This is a genomic window from Oryzophilus luti (genome assembly GCF_059726245.1).
This window is the reverse complement of sequence record NZ_AP040874.1, coordinates 3,403,513-3,420,254: the sequence shown is the minus strand read 5'-3', so window position 1 is coordinate 3,420,254 and position 16,742 is coordinate 3,403,513. Positions and strand designations below refer to the sequence as shown.

13 protein-coding genes are annotated in these 16,742 nt (G+C 63.6%); 8 read left to right on the top strand and 5 right to left on the bottom strand.

Translation table 11 applies throughout. The annotated features are described in order from the left end of the window. Positions 1 to 36 precede the first annotated feature (36 nt). Positions 37 to 711, top strand: a complete 675-nt coding sequence (locus AC6IZO_RS14590) for a DNA-3-methyladenine glycosylase (RefSeq protein ID WP_497805901.1) — start codon at positions 37 to 39, stop codon at positions 709 to 711. An 89-nt stretch (positions 712 to 800) separates the two neighbouring features. On the opposite strand, the gene panC is transcribed toward AC6IZO_RS14590, so the two are convergent. The 4 genes from panC to AC6IZO_RS14570 form a co-directional block, all read right to left on the bottom strand. Then, on the bottom strand, positions 801 to 1,643 hold the full coding sequence (gene panC / locus AC6IZO_RS14585; RefSeq protein WP_497805899.1) for a pantoate--beta-alanine ligase: 843 nt from the start codon (positions 1,641 to 1,643) through the stop codon (positions 801 to 803). A 22-nt stretch (positions 1,644 to 1,665) separates the two neighbouring features. Continuing rightward, complete coding sequence (locus tag AC6IZO_RS14580; RefSeq protein ID WP_497805897.1) at positions 1,666 to 2,340, bottom strand: hypothetical protein; 675 nt, start codon at positions 2,338 to 2,340, stop codon at positions 1,666 to 1,668. Then, positions 2,337 to 3,227, bottom strand: coding sequence for a 3-methyl-2-oxobutanoate hydroxymethyltransferase (gene panB, locus AC6IZO_RS14575; protein ID WP_497805895.1), 891 nt, complete (start codon positions 3,225 to 3,227; stop codon positions 2,337 to 2,339). Before panB ends, AC6IZO_RS14580 begins: the two co-directional genes overlap by 4 nt. A gap of 128 nt (positions 3,228 to 3,355) precedes the next feature. Then, positions 3,356 to 4,024, bottom strand: coding sequence for a deoxynucleoside kinase (locus tag AC6IZO_RS14570; RefSeq protein ID WP_497805893.1), 669 nt, complete (start codon positions 4,022 to 4,024; stop codon positions 3,356 to 3,358). Positions 4,025 to 4,123: 99 nt separating this feature from the next. Between AC6IZO_RS14570 and AC6IZO_RS14565 the strand changes: the two genes are divergently transcribed. The 3 genes from AC6IZO_RS14565 (at position 4,124) to AC6IZO_RS14555 (ending at position 7,555) form a co-directional block, all read left to right on the top strand. Beyond that, positions 4,124 to 5,038 carry a restriction endonuclease gene (locus tag AC6IZO_RS14565; protein WP_497805891.1) on the top strand — a complete coding sequence of 305 codons (915 nt, stop codon included), beginning with the start codon at positions 4,124 to 4,126 and terminating at the stop codon, positions 5,036 to 5,038. Between the two features lie 103 nt (positions 5,039 to 5,141). Further along, positions 5,142 to 5,882: a polysaccharide deacetylase family protein gene (locus AC6IZO_RS14560; protein ID WP_497805889.1), complete on the top strand. Its 741-nt coding sequence runs from the start codon at positions 5,142 to 5,144 to the stop codon at positions 5,880 to 5,882. Between the two features lie 128 nt (positions 5,883 to 6,010). Next, a complete protein-coding gene (locus AC6IZO_RS14555; protein ID WP_497805887.1) occupies positions 6,011 to 7,555 on the top strand; it encodes a hypothetical protein in 1,545 nt (514 codons plus the stop codon). Between the two features lie 54 nt (positions 7,556 to 7,609). Here the strand turns inward: AC6IZO_RS14555 and hemL are convergent, their stop codons facing one another. After that, entirely contained in the window at positions 7,610 to 8,908 is a 1,299-nt protein-coding gene (gene hemL, locus AC6IZO_RS14550; RefSeq protein ID WP_497805885.1) for a glutamate-1-semialdehyde 2,1-aminomutase, read from the bottom strand. A 194-nt stretch (positions 8,909 to 9,102) separates the two neighbouring features. Here hemL and AC6IZO_RS14545 point away from each other — a divergent pair, with 194 nt between their 5' ends. The 4 genes from AC6IZO_RS14545 to AC6IZO_RS14530 all read left to right on the top strand — a co-directional run bounded on the left by AC6IZO_RS14545 (position 9,103) and on the right by AC6IZO_RS14530 (position 16,700). After that, complete coding sequence (locus tag AC6IZO_RS14545; RefSeq protein ID WP_497805883.1) at positions 9,103 to 10,509, top strand: carbohydrate porin; 1,407 nt, start codon at positions 9,103 to 9,105, stop codon at positions 10,507 to 10,509. A gap of 124 nt (positions 10,510 to 10,633) precedes the next feature. Further along, on the top strand, positions 10,634 to 11,284 hold the full coding sequence (locus tag AC6IZO_RS14540) for a nitroreductase family protein (protein ID WP_497805881.1): 651 nt from the start codon (positions 10,634 to 10,636) through the stop codon (positions 11,282 to 11,284). A gap of 52 nt (positions 11,285 to 11,336) precedes the next feature. After that, positions 11,337 to 14,855 (top strand): transcription-repair coupling factor, encoded by a 3,519-nt coding sequence (gene mfd, locus AC6IZO_RS14535; protein ID WP_497805879.1) that lies wholly within the window; start codon positions 11,337 to 11,339, stop codon positions 14,853 to 14,855. Between the two features lie 24 nt (positions 14,856 to 14,879). Next, a complete protein-coding gene (locus AC6IZO_RS14530) occupies positions 14,880 to 16,700 on the top strand; it encodes a DUF885 domain-containing protein (protein WP_497805877.1) in 1,821 nt (606 codons plus the stop codon). Positions 16,701 to 16,742: the final 42 nt, after the last annotated feature.

Here is a 16,742-nt window from a genome sequence, read left to right as displayed (position 1 = left end):
GCACGTCTGCGCAGCCCGCCCATTCCTTTTCGACGCATGGCCCGCCACATCGTCAACCCGGGGAGCAGTGTTGCTCGCAGTGCCGGGCAGGCCGCGCTGCGTCATCGCGTGGAGCAGAGATTCTTTGACCGCGACCCGCGCGAGGTGGCTCCGCAACTGCTGGGCAAGCTGCTGGTGCGGCGTGAAGGCCGCACTCTGCTGGCGGGCCGCATTGTGGAGGCGGAAGCCTACCTCGGCGCCGACGATCCGGCGGCGCATGCCTACAGCGGACGTACCGCGCGCAACGCCGTGCTCTTTGGCCCCGCCGGGCATGCCTACGTCTACTTCATCTACGGCATGCACTTCTGCGTGAATATCAGTTGCATGGGAGAAGACCAGCCGGGCTGCCTGTTGCTGCGCGCGCTGGAGCCAGTGGCGGGAATTGCGGAGATGGCCGCCGCCCGCAACCTGACGCTGAGCGCACCGCCCACAACGGCGCAGCTTCGCCAGCTTGCCTCCGGCCCGGGACGGCTCTGCCAGGCGCTGGGCATCACCCGCGAGCGCGACAACGGCAAGCCACTGTTTGCCAGCGCGGGCGACCTGTGGATGGCCGACGACGGCGCGGCCCACGCGCGCGTGCTGACCACGCCGCGCATCGGCATTCGCAAAGCCGCGGAGACTCCGCTGCGGTATGTTCTCGCAGGCAACGCCTTCGTCTCCGGAAGGAGTTAATTCCCTCTTCCACCACCTGTCATGGTGAGCGGCGCGTCCTCCTGTACAGCAGGAGGATGCGAAGTCGAACCACCTTGTGTTGCCGCAGCTTACTCCAGCACGCAATTGTCGATCAGGCGAGTTGCTCCGATCCATGCGGCAACGGCCACCAGCGCGCCCGGGCGGGCCTCCGCCAGCGGCTCAAGCGTGTCCCAGTCAACGAGCGTGTAGTAATCGAGCTTGGCCAGCGGTTCGGCGGCGATGACCTCGCGCGCGGCTGCCAGCAGATGCCCGGAGCTTCGCTCGCCCCTGGCGTACTGCCCGCGCAGCGCGGTCAGCGAGCGGCTCAGGCACAGGGCGGCCTTGCGCTCCTCCGGAGAGAGATACATGTTGCGCGAGGAGAGCGCCAGCCCGTCGGCTTCGCGCACAATGGGGCAGACGACGAGTTCAAGGTCGATGTTGAGGTCGCGCACCATGCGCCGCAGCACCGCCACCTGCGCCGCATCCTTCTGGCCGAAGAACGCGCGCTCGGGCCGCACGATCTGGAAGAGCTTATTCACCACCGTGGTGACGCCGCGGAAGTGTCCGGGGCGCGATGCGCCGTCGAGCCGTTCGCTCAGGCCTTCAACATTTACATATGTCGATGCATTCGCCGGATACATCTCTTCCGGCGCCGGGGCAAAGACCAGCTCCACTCCCTCGGCCACCAGCTTCTCGCAGTCTGCGGCCAGCGTGCGCGGATACTGGTCGAGATCCTCGGCAGGCCCAAACTGCAAGGGGTTGACGAAGATTGAAACCGCGACGGCATCGCACGCGGCGCGCGCCGCGCGCACCAGCGAAACGTGCCCGGCGTGCAGGGCGCCCATAGTCGGCACCAGTCCAACAGTTTTGCCCGCGCGACGCAGCTCGCGGCACGCCGCCTGCATCGCCTTCACTTCATGAATGATCTGCATTGCTCTCTCGAAATTGAATTTGTTATTTGGCTGCCGGCTTGGCGCTGCCCGGAGCAGTCTTCGGCGTGGCCGGTGCGGCCGCCTTGGTGGTGCTGCGCCAACTGCGCAGAATGCGGTCAAAGACCGGCGTCAGGCGCTCTTCCTCGGCCTGCGAGCAGCGCAGCGAAATCATGTAAATCACGTCATCATCGCCATCGATGAAGCCGAGCAACTCGACCGCCGCTTCCGTGGTCTGCGCGTCCTGCTCCACCAGGCGCACGGTCTGCGCGTCGTGTCCGCTGATTTCGCGGCGCGAGCGTTCGCTGGCCACAATAGTGAACTGCCTGCCCACGTTCATCAGCTCGGCGGTCACAAACTCGTCAAGCGTTGGCGGCTCCTTGCCTTCGGGAACATCGGGCAATTCGACCGCACCGGTGGTGAGCAGCGGCCACTGTTCCTGCGGCAGCCCGGCCTTCGGCTCGGCCACCACAAAGCCCGCGCCTTCGTCGTCGCCGAGCCGCTGCCATGCGGTGGGCACGTTCACGCAGAACTGTGCCTCCGCCGAGCACTCGGCGCGCGTGGCTGCCGCAGGCTTTGCAGCCGTGGAGGATTTTGCCGTGGTCTTAGGAGCCGACTTGGGCGCGGTGCTCTGCGCCACGGCCAGCGGAGCGATCGAAAGCGTCAGCGCGGCGCACAGTGCGTACGAACAGAGCTTCATGATTTGGCGAGCGGACGCGGACGGGCCGCAAGGGTCTCAAGCGCCGCGCGCGTCTCCTTCGGTAGATGATAACTCTCGGCGTCACCCGGAAATTCGCCGCTGCGCACGTCGGCCGCGTAAGCCTGCAGGGCCTCGCGGATGGCTAGGCCGATGTCGGCATAACGGCGCACAAACTTTGCCGGAGGATTGAAGGTCAGCGTCAGCAGGTCATGCCAGACGAGCACCTGCCCGTCGCACTCCGGCCCGGCGCCAATGCCGATCGTCGGCGTCTCGACCTCGGCGGTGATGCGCGCGGCAACCTCGCGCGGGATGCCCTCCAGGAACAGGCAGCAGACACCGGCACGGTCCAGCGCCACGGCGTCGCGCACAAGCTGGTCAATGGCCGCGACGGTCTTGCCCTGCACCTTGTAGCCGCCCATGCGGTGCACGCTCTGCGGCGTCAGGCCGATATGGCCCGCTACAGGAATTTCGGCGTCGATAAGCCGTTGCACCAGCGCGACACGCTTCTCGCCGCCTTCCAGCTTGACGGCCTCCGCGCCGCCTTCTTTGAGGAAGCGCGCGGCGTTGGCCACGGCCGAAGTGTCGTCCACGTGGTAGCTGCCATAGGGCATGTCGGCGATGAGGAACGCCTGCCGCAGCCCGCGATGCACGGCCTTGACGTGGTGCAGCATCTCGTCAACCGTGACGGGCAGCGTGTTCTCGTAACCGAGCACGACCTGCGCAAGCGAGTCGCCGACCAGCACCATGTCGACCGAAGCTTCATCGGCCAGGCGCGCGGCGGAGTAATCGTAGGCGGTAATGCAGACAAGCCGCTCGCGGCGCTGCTTCTTCTCAGCGAGCGTTCGCAGGGTGGTTTTGCGGCTGAAGTCGCCGCTGGTAATGCTCATACAACCTCCAGTGAGGCTCCCCCTTGGGGGATGCCGCCTGTGGCCCGTCTCACGGCCATCCGGCGAATGAGATGCGGCCCCGCAGATTGTAGTCGCAGGGAATTGCTCGGAGCAAATTTCAGGAACGGCTAGACGCCGGGCGTGCCCGGCTGGCTGCCGAGCGGCAGGAAGTACTGGGTGCCGTTGATGGGCTCGCTGACGCGGCGCAGCAGCATCTGCAGGTCGGCGCTGCGCTCCACAAAATCAATCTCCGTGGTGTTGACCACGAGCAGGTCGCTGGCCGAGTAGTGGAAGAAGAAGTGCTCGTAGGCACGCACAATCTCCTCCATATAGTCCTCGTTGATGGCGCGTTCGACGGCCACGTTCTTTTTCTTCATGCGGCGGCGCAGCACGTCCACGGAAGCCTGGAGATAGATGACCAGGTCGGGCACCGGCAGCTCCTCGCGGAAGCGGTTGTAGTAGCGGTCGTAGACGGCCAGCTCCGGGTCGCTCAGGTTCAGGTTGGCGAACAGCTTGTCCTTCTCGAAGATGTAGTCGGTGACGATGATCTTGCGCGAGTCGGACGGAGCGTCGAGCGCCTTCAACTGCTCATAGCGCTGAATGAGGAAGGTGAACTGCGTCTGGAAGGCCGAGCCCGGCTCGCCGTCATAAAAGGCGGAGAGGAACGGGTTGTCTTCCGGCTCCTGCACAAGCTGCCCGTGGAGCTGCTCGGCCAGATAGCGCGCAAGCGTGCTCTTGCCGACCCGTATGGGGCCTTCGATCGCAATATAACGGGGTGGTTCGAACAGGTTCGCCATGTGCAGGGACCAACCTTCGCAGCATAACGCGCTTCGCCGTTTGCAGCAATTGGAGGAAGAGTAAATATCTCGATGATCTTATAGGTGGTCGTGAAATTGATGCCTAAGATGCTACAAAATGCCTTTGCTGTTCACTTGAACGATGGCATCATGTTGTCTTCCCCCAAAGAGAGTCATTTCGTGCCTAGGCGTTCAAACAGTTCATCTTCAAATAGCGCATTAGGTTGTTTAGTGATTGTGGTGGTTGCAGTGTTCTGTGCGCTCCTCATTGAACACCCCGCTGCAACAATTGGCGTTCTAACCGCTACCATCGTGGCAGGATTTTTCTGGTATCGCGATCATGTACGCAAGGAACAAGCAACCGACAGAGCTGCCCTTGAGGCCGCACTGCGTGTAGTTGACTCGCACATCATTTCGCTGGCGCGAAGGAAAATGCAATTGGTTCAGCCCGATGCTTATGGCAAACCAAGGCTGGAGAAGTGGCTTCAGGAACGAGAGTATTTCTGGCAGGAACATCTGGAACCCGCTGTGCCATCTCAATTCAGAGAAAGAATTGTTACTTTACGTTCTTCCATTGAGCGTGCCATCGAAGATCGTGTCGCCAGGGAAATCGACTCCCGACCTCCGCTCCGAACACCTCTTGAGGAGATGACTCCCGCCGAATTTGAACTATTTTGCGCAGAAGAACTCCGGTTCGGAGGATGGGATGCCCACGTCACAACCCTGAGCAGAGATCAAGGAGTAGATGTCATCGCGGAAAAGGAAGGCGTCCGTTGCGTTTTTCAGTGCAAGCTCTACACGCGCCCGGTTGGAAACAAAGCAGTCCAAGAAGCTTCTGCAGCGCGCGCGCATGAAAAAGCAAATTTCGGTGCCGTCGTCACCAACAACCGCTATACAAGAGACGCAGAACAACTGGCAGCAACTAATGAAATTCTCTTACTGCATTACAGAGACTTGCGGAATTTCGATACGGTCCTAAGAATCGCTCAGTTCGAGAATCCAAATCCTGACTAATTGTGTCCTGACCAAACTTCTGGCTTCATTCCAAACTCCACTCAGGAGATTCGACTGCAGCTATCTTTGAAGCGTGGCCTACCCGCTCATTTACAATCACCACATGCTCGGTTTGATTGGCGGAATTGCAGGAGTGGGGGCCGCGGCGGCGGCCGTCTTTGCCGGGGCGCATACCATGGTGCCCTGGTCGCAGCTTTACGGAGCCAACTTTAACGGATTGAAGGACGGCACGCGCGTGCTGGCCCTGACCTTTGACGACGGGCCCAACGATCCGTGGACGCCGCGCCTGCTGGACGTGCTGGCCAAGCACGACGTGCACGCCACCTTCTTCATGGTGGGCCGCTACGTGGAGCAGCTTCCGGAGATTGCGCGGCAGGTGGCGCGCGCCGGACACACCATCGGCAGCCACGCCTACTCGCACCGCAACCTGATCTTCGCCAACGAGCGCGAGCTGCGTGAGGAGATCACCCGCACGCAGAAGGCGATTGAGGATGCCACGGGCGAAGCGCCCTTCCTCTTCCGTCCGCCGTTCGGTGGACGCCGCCCCGCCACCTTCCGCATTGCGCGCGAATACAAGCTGGAGCCGGTGATGTGGCGCGTGACCTGCTACGACTGGAGCGCGGGCTCGGCCGACGAGATTGTGAAGCACGCCGAGCGGCAGATTGCCGGCGGCGAAATTGTGCTGCTGCATGACGGCAGCGACCAGGGCATCGGCACCGACCGCAGCCGCTCCGTGGAGGCCACCGACCGCCTCATCACCATGTACAAGGAGCGCGGCTTCCAGTTCGCCACCGTGACCGAGATGCTGCAGGCACGGCCCGGCGTGAACCTGCCGTTCGTGTAGAGAGCGGAACGGCGTCGGCCATCCGCTTCAATACCGGATTTGCGCGGGCCGTGAATCGCGATGCAGCGAGTGATTTGCGGGGACGCAGGCGCTCTCAGCCGCAGTTTGCGGTTTTATATAATGACGTAATGTCCCAGCGCCGGTGCGTCCTCCTGAGTATTCTGCTTCTGACGGCCTACGCCGCCGCAATGATTGCCACCAACGGCTACTACTGCATTCTGGACGACGAAGTCTCGATCGTCACCGTGGCCTATCATCCGGCGCTGCGCACGTTTCTGTTGTTTCTCCAGGGAGGAGCCCAGCATGAACACCCGCCAGTAACCGACATCCTGCTGCATGGCTGGCTGGTTCTGACGCATTACTCTCTGCCGCTGTTGCGCATTTTTGCCAACCTGTTCTACATCGCAGGAACCTGGGTGCTGGCCAAGTGCGGAGAGAAACTGGGCGGGATGGCCGGTTACTGGAGCGTGCTGCTGACGGCCCTGTTCTGGCCATTTGCTTTCCACTATTCCCGCATCGCCGGCTGGTATACGGTCTGCTACTTCCTGATCGCGGTGCTCACCTGGTTCTATCTGCGGTTGCTGGATGAGCGCGCTGCGGGGTGGGGAGTCTGGCTTGGCGGAGCGGTCCTGATCTTTCTTCTCGTGTGGTCCAATTACTTCTCAAGCGTGCTGCTGGCATTGCTTGTTGTAGACCTGCTGTTGTTCCATCTCGACGTTGCCCGGCGTTACCTGAAGCAGCTGATCATGCTCTCGGCCGTGTATCTGGTCAGCATTCTGCCGCTGCTTCATGCACTCATCACGGACTTGTCCAGGACGGTTCCTCGGGCGTCCAAGGCCTCCAGCAATCTTGTCGGCATTGCCTACACACTCTTCTCCATCTTCGGGTCCGTTGCGGTGGCGCCTTGGTATTGGCCGCTGAGCATGCTGGTTGTGCTGGGCACAGGACTGCTGCTGTGGAGCACCTGGCGCAGTCCGGCTCGCCGCTGGCTGGTGTATTTTCTGGCGACTGTCCTGATTCTTCAGCTCAGCGCCCACCTGAACGTCAAGCGCGTCGTGTTTCTCTTCGGCTGGCTGTTCCTGTCGCTGGGCATCGCAGCCAGCAGTTCCCGCCGGACGGTCTTTCTGCCCGCTCGCGCCGGACTTCTGCTGATTCTGATTGCCGGCTGGGTCGGCATCGCTTCCGGCTCACATTACACGGTGACAAACCCCATCGAGCCCTGGCAGCAGGCAGCCCGCATGGCCGCGCCCGACGTGCGCAACGGAGCGGCGGTGCTCAGCGTCAACAATTCCTTCTTCTTCTACTTGACCCACGAACTCGGACTGGCCACCGAGCCTAACCTTGATGATCGAGTCGCGGTCTTTGCGCGGCACGGGTATCGAATCATTCCGATGGCCCCGGATGCGATCCGGCAGAACCCTCTTTCCGGCAAAGTAGTGCTGGCGCTCGGTTCGGGAAACGTGCCGGATGTGCTCAAGGCCGAGGAAGTTCGCAAGCTGTTGCAGGCACGCTGCCGCTGGACGGGACAATTCCGCGGCGCGCACGATACCTCCTATCAGATCCGCAGCCGCTACGCGCATGACACGCCGCTGCTGGAGTACCGCACCGAAATCGACTGGTACGACTGCGGACCAGCCCCCGCCCAATCGACCGGGACAGTTTCCATTCGCTAAAAACACAAAAGCCCCGCCGGCAGGCGGGGCTTTTGCTTCCCTTGGAATGACGCGCTATCCAATGGCAGCCAGCGCTTTGCGTGCGGCGGCGATGGTGGCGTCGATATCGGCCTCGGTGTGCGCCGTCGAAAGGAACGCGGCCTCAAACTGCGAGGGCGGCAGCCAGATGCCGGATTCGAGCATGGCGTGGTGATACTTGCCGAACTTGGCCGTGTCGCTCGAGGCGGCCGTGTCCCAGTCCACAACCTTTTTGTCCGTAAAGAACCAGGTGAACATGGCGCCAACCTGATTGGCGGTCATGGCCACGCCCGCGTCCTTGGCGGCGGCCAGAATGCCATCGACCAGCTTCTTCGAGAGCTCGGCCAGGCGTGGATAGATGGTCGCGCGATTTTCGCTGAGCGTCTTGAGCATGGCCAGTCCGGCAGCCATCGCCAGCGGGTTGCCGCTCAACGTGCCCGCCTGGTACATGGGACCGACCGGTGAAACCATGTTCATGATCTCCGCCGGACCGCCGTAGGCGCCCACCGGCAGGCCTCCGCCGATGACCTTGCCGAGGGTGGTGAGGTCGGGCTTGACGTTGTAAAGCTCCTGCGCTCCGCCGTAGCTGACGCGGAAGCCGGTCATCACTTCATCCACGATGAGCAGCGCGCCTTCGCGGCGCGTGATCTCCCGCAGGAAGTCGAGGTAGCCGGGCGCGGGCGGCACGCAACCCATGTTGCCCACCACGGGCTCCACAATGATGCATGCGATCTGCCCCTTGAGCTGGTCGAACGCCTCTTCCACGGCCTTGGGATTGTTGTACGGCAGCGCCAGCGTGAACTGCACGAACTCCTCGGGCACGCCGGCCGAGCCGGGGATGCCGAAGGTGGCGACGCCGGAGCCGGCCTTCACCAGCAGCGCGTCGGAGTGTCCGTGGTAGCAGCCTTCAAACTTCACGATGTACTTGCGGTTGGTGTAGGCGCGCGCCAGTCGGATGGCCGACATGGTGGCCTCGGTGCCGCTGGAGACAAAGCGCACCTTCTCCATCGACGGGAACGCCTTGAGCACGGCTTCGGCCAGTTCGGCCTCCGTGGGCGTGCTGGCGCCAAAGCTGGTGCCGTTGTGGGTGGCCGCGATGACGGCCTCCACCACTTCCGGCGCGCAATGGCCCAGCATCAGCGGGCCCCAGCTCAGCACGTAATCGATGTAGGAGTTGCCATCGACGTCGAACATGCGCGAGCCTTCGCCGCGCACGATCATCGGCGGCTCGCCGCCAACGGCGCGGAATGCGCGCACAGGGCTGTTCACACCGCCGGGCATCAACTGCTCGGCACGTTTTTGCAGTTCAAGAGAGCGTGAATGGTTTTGCGACATCGTTCGTATCCAGGTATGTGCGGCACATGAGGCGCCGCGTGAATTGGCTGACATTCCATGATAGCAGCGCAGGGAAGTCCGCTCCGCGCTGCCACCAAAGTGCAGCAGAATTTTCCTTCTTGTCACGCCGCAGCCCGCTGGCTCTGGCAAGATGAAAGGTGACCTCAACGAAAGAACGTATTCCAATGCTGGCAATGTTTTCACTCAAGCGAATTTTCCGCTGCGCGCTCTCCTGCGTCTTCGCCGCAACGTTGTTTGGCGGTGCGACTCGCGCGGCCGCACAGCAGGCCACGCCGCAGAACAATCCTCCCTCCGAGGAAGCGACCTCTGTCACCCTCTTTCCCCACAGCGACAGCGCGCGCTGGTGGGTGAGCGGCCAGGCGAACTTCATCTTTCAGGCGCACACGGACTTTCCCGCCCGCTACAGCGGCGCCAATAGCCAGACGAACAAAGACGCCGAAGCCACCTCGCGCGTGTTGACGCTCTACCTCGGCTACCAGGCGACCAGGCATCAGGAGCTGCTGTTCAACGTGGAGGAGGCGGGCGGACACAGCGTGGGCAACGCGCTCGGCGTCGCCGGTTCCACCAATGTTGACGTGGTGCGGGCCAACTCCGCCAAGGCTTCGCCCTACATAGCGCGCGTGGTCTACCACTACACGCTGCCGCTTGGCGCGGAAGAACAGAAGGCAGACCGAGGCCCGCTCTCGCTGGCCACCACGCAGCCGGTGCGGCGGCTGGAGTTCCGCTTTGGCAAGTTCAGCACCGCCGACTATTTCGACGCGAACTCCGTGGGCAGCGACAGCCACCTGCAGTTTGCCAACCTCGCGCTGGTCAACAATCCGGCTTTCGACTACGCGGGCGACACGCGCGGCTATACCTACGGCGCCATCGTCGAGTTTGAAGACCGGCTGTGGGGCGTGCGCTTTGGCGAGATGCTGATGCCGAAGACGGCCAACGGCCCGCACCTGGACGCCGATGTCGCCCGCGCTCGCGCCGAGAACATCGAATTCGAATTCCGGCCCACCCTGCTGCGCGACCGCAAGACCGTGCTGCGCGCGCTGACCTACGTGAACCACGCCAACATGGGCAGCTACCGCGACGCGGTGAGCCGCTATCTTGCGCACCTGGACACGCGTCCGACGATCGAGAACACGCGCCGCCAGGGCGCCATCAAATACGGCTTCGGGCTGAATGGTGAGCAGGAGCTTACGCGCGATCTGCGGGCCTTCTTCCGCCTCGGCTGGAACGAGGGGCAGCACGAATCGTTCGTCTACACCGAGACGGATTCAACCGCCTCATTCGGCGCCGACTACGCTGGACGCCTGTGGCGACGTCCGCAGGACAAGCTGGGCGTGGCGTTCGTCACCAGCGGCATCTCCGCCGACCACCAGGCCTACCTGCGCAACGGCGGCATCGGCTTCATTCTCGGCGATGGCGCGCTCAACTACGGTCGCGAGCAGATTGTGGAGGCCTACTACACGATGCACCTGTGGCGCGGCTTCTTTCTCTCCGCCGACGTGCAGCACATCGCCAACCCCGGTTACAACCGCGACCGTGGGCCGATCACCATGCCCGGCGTGCGCCTGCATCTCGACCTTTAGCCGCCTGAATCTTTAACAAACATGCACACGCGGCGCGGGCGAAGTGTGCTCCAATGGAACAGCCTGCGGAATGTCTCCGCGGGCTGTTTGCGTTTGGCTGCCGCGCCAAGCGCCGGAGGACTTCATGCGTACGCTCTCTTCCCTGTTGCTCGTTCTCCTGCTTGCCTCCTGCTTTGCCATGGCGCAGCCCGCCGCGGCTGCCGCCAACACCATCAAGCTGCCCGCGCCGGATACCACCGGCGGCATCACGTTGAACGCCGCGCTGGCCAAGCGCCGCTCCGTGCGCAGCTACGCAGAAACCAAGCTGACGATGGCGGAGATCTCGCAGCTTGTGTGGGCCGCGCAGGGCGTCACGGACGCCAAGGGCCATCGCACCGCACCCTCCGCGCACGGACAATATTTCCTGCACCTGTACCTGGCCACCGCCGATGGCTTCTTCGAATATTTGCCCAAGACGCACGAACTGGCGCAGCTCTCCAAGAGCGACCTGCGCACCAAGCTCTCTGGACAAGGGACGGTGCATCACGCGCCCGCAGTGTTTCTCATCGCCGGAGAGTATGGACGCGCCGCCAGCATGGGCGGCCTGGAGACCGGCACTCGTTTTGTGAACCTGGAGGCCGGACACGCGGCGCAGAACCTGCTGCTGGAGGCCACGGCCTTGAAGTTGGCCGGCGTGCCCGTGGGCGGTGTTGAGCCAAAGCAGGCCGCGGAAGCCGCCAACCTGCCCGCCTCCCTCACGCCGATTTACCTGGTGCCGGTGGGCCACGGAAAGTAGCAATACGGCGGGCACGCCACACAACGCCGCCCACCTTGCTAGAATTGAAGCGATGGTTTTGCCTTTCGTCCACGAGCTGCTCGCGGACGCGGAGAACAGTTCCTGGTTCTTGCGTGCTGCTACCCACCTGAAGAGTGGCGCGGGGCGGATACGTGTCTCCGGACTGACCCAGACGGCCAAGGCCCTGCACTATGCGCTGCTGCACCGCGCGGCGCGGCGGCCGGTCCTCATCCTCACCAGTGACAATCAATCGGCCGAGCAGATGCTGCCCGTGCTGCAGGGCTTCTGCGAGCTGACCGGAGCGGCCGCGCCCGAGAGCGTCGTCTACCTGCCCTCGCGCGACGTGCTGCCATTTGAAAGCCTTTCTCCGCACCCGGAAATTCAGGAGGCCCGCGCCAAGGCGCTGTGGCGCATTGCCACCGGCGAGGCCTCTCTGGTGCTGGTACCCTTTGCCTCGGCCTCCATACGCCTGCACGAAGGCGAGTTCTACCGCGAGCTGGCGCGCACCATCCGCCGCAATGACACGGTGGACCTTGTGCCGCTGGTGCAGCACCTGAACGTGGTGGGCTACACGCAGACCGACGTGGTGGAAATGCAGGGCGAGTACGCCGTGCGCGGCGGCATCCTCGACATTTACCCGCCCGAGCAGGAACGCCCGCTGCGCATTGAGTTGTTTGGCGATGAGGTCGAATCGATCCGCCGCTTCGACCCCTCCACGCAGCGCTCGGCCATGGCCGTGGACGAGGTGGTGTTGCTACCGCTGACGGAAACTCCGGTGACCGAGGAGACGCTGGCGGTCATCAACGCGCGCCTCAGCGGACGCCGCGTGGAAGGCGCCGAGGAGGCGCTCGAAAACGCCGCGCGCTCCGGCGGCGTCTCGGTCTTCCCCGGCTGGGAGTTCTTTGCGCCCGTGGCCGGCGCCACGGAGACCATCTTCGACCTGATGAGCGGCTCGCCGGTCTTTGCCGAGGAGCCCGACCTGCTGGCGCGCGACCTGGACGCATGGTGGGACCGCGTGCTGGACGCGCATGAGCGCTCCGGCATCGGCAACCTGATCCGCCCCGAAGAGCTTTACTGCACGCCCGAAGAGTGGCGCGCGCGGCTGCAACGCTGTGCCGGTATCGACATGGAGCAGCTTGGCGTGGACCTTGGCGACGGTCGCGACATCGTCACCGCCGAGTCGCAGACCACGCCGCGTTTCCACGGCAACGTGCCCGCCATGCTGGAAGAAGTGAAGCGGCTGACCGGGGAAGGCCAGCGCGTGCTGCTGGTGGCCGGAACCGGCGGCGAGCTCGAGCGTCTGGCGGAAATCTTCAACCAGTACGCCGTGCCCTACCGCATGGGTTCGCGCGTGCAGCGTGCCGGCGGCCCCACGTATGCCGACGAGGGCAGCTACTCCGGCGATGCCGTGGTGACCACGCTGGTGCGTGCCGACGTACCCGAGGGCGTGGCGCTGCCGCAGTCGCAGCTTGTGCTGTTCGGCTCGCATGACCTGTTCGACGAGGCCGAAGTTGCGGCCTCGCGCGCGCCGCGCCGCAAGTCAAAGACCGCCGCCTTCCTCTCCGACTTCCGCGACCTCGCCATTGGCGACTACGTGGTACACATTGAGCACGGCATTGGCCAGTACCAGGGCCTCCGCGAAATTTCGCAGGCCGATGGCTCGACCGAAGAATTCATGATCCTGGAGTACGCGGAGGGCGCGCGGCTTTACGTGCCCCTCACGCGGCTCGACCTGGTGCAGAAGTACCGCTCGGCCGAGGGCGGTGCCAAGCCCGTGCTCAGCCGGCTGGGCACGCAGCAGTGGGCCAAAACGAAGGCCAAGGTCAAGAAGGCCATGCAGGACATGGCCGACGAGCTGCTCAAGCTCTACGCGCAGCGCAAGACCGCCGTGGGCTACCAGTACTCGCCCGACAACGCCTTCATGCGCGAGTTCGAGGATTCGTTCGAATACACCGAGACCGACGACCAACTCGCGGCCATTGCCGACATCAAGCGCGACATGGAGAGCACGCAGCCGATGGACCGGCTGCTCTGCGGCGACGTGGGCTATGGCAAGACCGAGGTCTCCATGCGCGCGGCCTTCAAGGCCGTCAATGACGGCAAGCAGGTGGCCGTGCTGGCGCCGACCACGGTGCTGGCCTTCCAGCACTATGAGACCTTCAAGCGCCGCTTTGCCGCCTTCCCCATCAGCATTGAGATGATCTCGCGCTTCCGCACCACGCGGCAGCAGGCCGATATCGTCGACAAGGTGAACCAGGGCAAGATCGATATCCTCATTGGCACGCACCGCGTGCTGAGCAAAGACGTGAAGTTCCCCGACCTCGGGCTGGTCATCATCGACGAGGAGCAGCGCTTTGGGGTGCGCCACAAGGAGCGGCTGAAGCAGTTGCGCAAGGAGGTCGACGTGCTCACCATGTCGGCCACGCCGATTCCGCGCACCCTGCACATGTCGCTCATTGGCCTGCGCGACATGAGCGTGATTGAGACACCGCCGAAAGACCGCATGGCCATCCAGACCGTGGTGGCGCAGTGGAATGAGAAGGTGCTGCGCTCGGCCATTCTGCAGGAACTCGAACGCGGCGGGCAGGTCTATTTTGTGCACAACCGCGTGGACTCCATCTACGAGATGGCCGCGCACCTGCAAGAATTGGTACCGCGCGCACGCATCCTTGTCGGTCACGGGCAGATGGGCGAAGGCGAGCTGGAAAAGATCATGCTGGCCTTCATGCGGCATGAGGCCGACATCCTGGTGGCCACCACCATCATCGAGAACGGACTCGACATTCCGCTCTGCAACACCATCATCATCAACCGCGCCGACCGCCACGGCCTGAGCGAGCTGTACCAGCTCCGCGGACGCGTGGGCCGCAGCAACCGCCGTGCCTACGCCTACCTGCTGGTGCCGGCCGAGCGTGACCTCTCCGATCTGGCGCGCCGCAGGCTGGCGGCGTTGCGCGAGTTCAGCGACCTAGGCGCGGGCTTCAAAATTGCGGCGCTTGACCTGGAACTGCGCGGCGCGGGCAACCTGCTCGGCGGCCAGCAGAGCGGGCACATCGACGCCGTGGGCTTTGAAATGTACACCACGATGCTGGAACAGACGGTGCGCGAGTTGAAGGGCGAAACCGTCGTCGAGGCCACGGACACGCAGCTCAACCTCGGCCTCAACATACGCATCCCGAACGACTACATCCGCGAGGAGAACCACCGCCTGCGCATGTACAAGCGCGTGGCCGGCGTGGAGAACGAGGCGCAGTTGACCGACGTGGCCGGCGAACTGCGCGACCGCTACGGCGAGCCTCCGGCGGCCGTGCACAACCTGCTGCAATACGCCGGGCTCAAGCTGCTGTGCCAGCGCGTGGGCGTGGCCGCCATCGACCGTCGACGCGACCTGGTGAGCATACGCTTCCACGAGAAGGCGCAGGTCGATCCGGCCCGCATCATGCAGTTTGTGGCGCAGAACAAGGGTTCGCAGTTCACGCCGCAGGGCGTGCTGAAGTTCACGCTCAGGGCCGCGAAAGCCGACGAGGTGCTGATGGGCCTGCGGCTGATGATCGCCGATCTGGCGGGTTAGCGCGAAGAATTTGGATCAATCACAATGACGAAATCATTTGCGGTACTTTTTGCGGTTCTCCTGTTTGCCATGCCCCTTTCCGCCCAGAACACGAACAGCACGAAGGCCACCGATCCGGTGAAGAGCGATGCCGATCCGGCCGAGCTGACACAGCTCGCCGACGGCTTCATGAAGGCCTTCTTCGAGTTCCAGCCCTCGGCGGGCACGCGCGTCGGCTTCCACGAGTATGACGCGCAGCTTGAGGACCTCTCCGAGGCGCACCTCACGCGGCAGATCGGCATCTACCGCGAGTGGGAGAAGAAGTTTCGCGCACTGAACGCCGATGGCAAAGCGAAAGGCTGGAGCCAGTGGGCACGCGCCGACCGCGAGATGATGCTGGCCTTCATTGGCTCGCGCATCTTCGAACTGGAGACGCAGAAGACCTGGCAGAAGGACCCGGACCACTACACGGCCATCGCCTCGGACTCCACGTTCCTGCTGCTTGGCCGCAACTTTGCTTCGCCCGAAGAGCGGCTGCGCGCGCTGACCGCCCGCGAAAAACAGATGCCCGCGCTGTTCGCCGCCGCCCGGCAGAACCTGAAGAATCCGCCGAAGCTCTACACGCAGATTGCCATTGAGCAACTGCCGGACGTGATGAACTTCTTCCTCACCGACGTGCCCGCCGCCTTCGACAACGTGCAGGACCCGCAGTTGAAGTCGGAGTTCCGCAAAGCCAACGGCGCGGCGCTCATCGCCATGCAGGACTACCTGAAGTTCCTGAAGGAAGACCTGCTGCCGCGCTCCAACGGCGACTACCGCTTCGGCGCCGCGAACCTGCACCGCAAGCTGCAACTGGAAGAGATGGTTGACGAGCCTCTGGACAAGCTGCTGGCGCGCGGCATGGCCAACCTGCGTCGCAACCAGCGCGAGTACGCGCGCGTGGCCAAGCTCATCGACCCCGCAAAGACTCCGCAGCAGATTCTGGCGGCCACGCAGAAGGAGCACCCGGCGCCGAACGAGTTGCTCTCGGCCTTCCAGGGCAAGCTCGACGGCATGCGCGCCTTCTGTGACAGCAAGCCGATTATCACCACGCCCTCGCGCCTGATGCCGAAAATTGAGGAGACCCCGGCCTTCATGCGCGCGCTCACCTCAGCCTCCATGGACGCGCCCGGCCCGTTCGAGACCAAGGCGACGGAGGCGTACTTCAACGTCACGCTGCCCGACCCGAACGGCACCCCCGCGCAGACCGAGGAGTACATGCAGGACTTCAACTGGGGCGTGGTCACCACCACGGCCATTCATGAGGTCATCCCCGGACACTACGAGCAATACCTGTGGAACGACCGCGTGCCCTCGCGCATCCGCCAGTTCCTCTCGCTCGACCTGAGCAACATTGGCTCGCACTTTGCCGGAACCAACGTGGAGGGCTGGGCGCACTACACCGAGCAGATGATGATCGACGAAGGCTACGGCCGCACGGCTGGCGTGCCCGAGGAGAAGGACATTCCCTACCTGAAGCTGCGGCTGGGCCAGTTGCAGGATGCGCTGCTGCGCAACGCCCGCTACGTTGTCGCCATACAGATGCACACGGGCAAGATGAGCTTTGACCAGGCGGTGGAGTTCTTTGTCCGCGATGGCTACCAGGGCCGTCCAACGGCGATGAAGGAAGCGCGCCGAGGCACCAGCGACCCGACCTACCTGATGTACACGCTCGGCAAGCTGCAGATTTTGGAGCTGCGCGCGGAGATGCAGAAGCGGCAGGGCGCAAAGTTCAGCCTGCGCGACTTCCACGACGAGTTCATGCGCCAGGGCACCGCGCCGCTGAAGGTCATCCGCGAGACCATGCTGTCACACGAGTCGCGCTAACACGACGCCCGCGGGCGCCCGTGTTTCACAAACATGAATTTG

Excerpts from the sequence above, each read along its gene's own strand:
- AC6IZO_RS14590 (WP_497805901.1), top strand. The coding sequence starts at position 37 with ATGGCCCGCCACATCGTCAACCCGGGGAGCAGTGTTGCTCGCAGTGCC.
- hemL (WP_497805885.1), bottom strand. The coding sequence starts at position 8,908 with ATGTCGCAAAACCATTCACGCTCTCTTGAACTGCAAAAACGTGCCGAG.
- AC6IZO_RS14555 (WP_497805887.1), top strand. The coding sequence starts at position 6,011 with ATGTCCCAGCGCCGGTGCGTCCTCCTGAGTATTCTGCTTCTGACGGCC.
- AC6IZO_RS14565 (WP_497805891.1), top strand. The coding sequence starts at position 4,124 with ATGCCTAAGATGCTACAAAATGCCTTTGCTGTTCACTTGAACGATGGC.
- panC (WP_497805899.1), bottom strand. The coding sequence starts at position 1,643 with ATGCAGATCATTCATGAAGTGAAGGCGATGCAGGCGGCGTGCCGCGAG.
- mfd (WP_497805879.1), top strand. The coding sequence starts at position 11,337 with ATGGTTTTGCCTTTCGTCCACGAGCTGCTCGCGGACGCGGAGAACAGT.
- AC6IZO_RS14560 (WP_497805889.1), top strand. The coding sequence starts at position 5,142 with ATGCTCGGTTTGATTGGCGGAATTGCAGGAGTGGGGGCCGCGGCGGCG.
- AC6IZO_RS14530 (WP_497805877.1), top strand. The coding sequence starts at position 14,880 with ATGACGAAATCATTTGCGGTACTTTTTGCGGTTCTCCTGTTTGCCATG.
- panB (WP_497805895.1), bottom strand. The coding sequence starts at position 3,227 with ATGAGCATTACCAGCGGCGACTTCAGCCGCAAAACCACCCTGCGAACG.
- AC6IZO_RS14545 (WP_497805883.1), top strand. The coding sequence starts at position 9,103 with ATGTTTTCACTCAAGCGAATTTTCCGCTGCGCGCTCTCCTGCGTCTTC.
- AC6IZO_RS14580 (WP_497805897.1), bottom strand. The coding sequence starts at position 2,340 with ATGAAGCTCTGTTCGTACGCACTGTGCGCCGCGCTGACGCTTTCGATC.
- AC6IZO_RS14540 (WP_497805881.1), top strand. The coding sequence starts at position 10,634 with ATGCGTACGCTCTCTTCCCTGTTGCTCGTTCTCCTGCTTGCCTCCTGC.
- AC6IZO_RS14570 (WP_497805893.1), bottom strand. The coding sequence starts at position 4,024 with ATGGCGAACCTGTTCGAACCACCCCGTTATATTGCGATCGAAGGCCCC.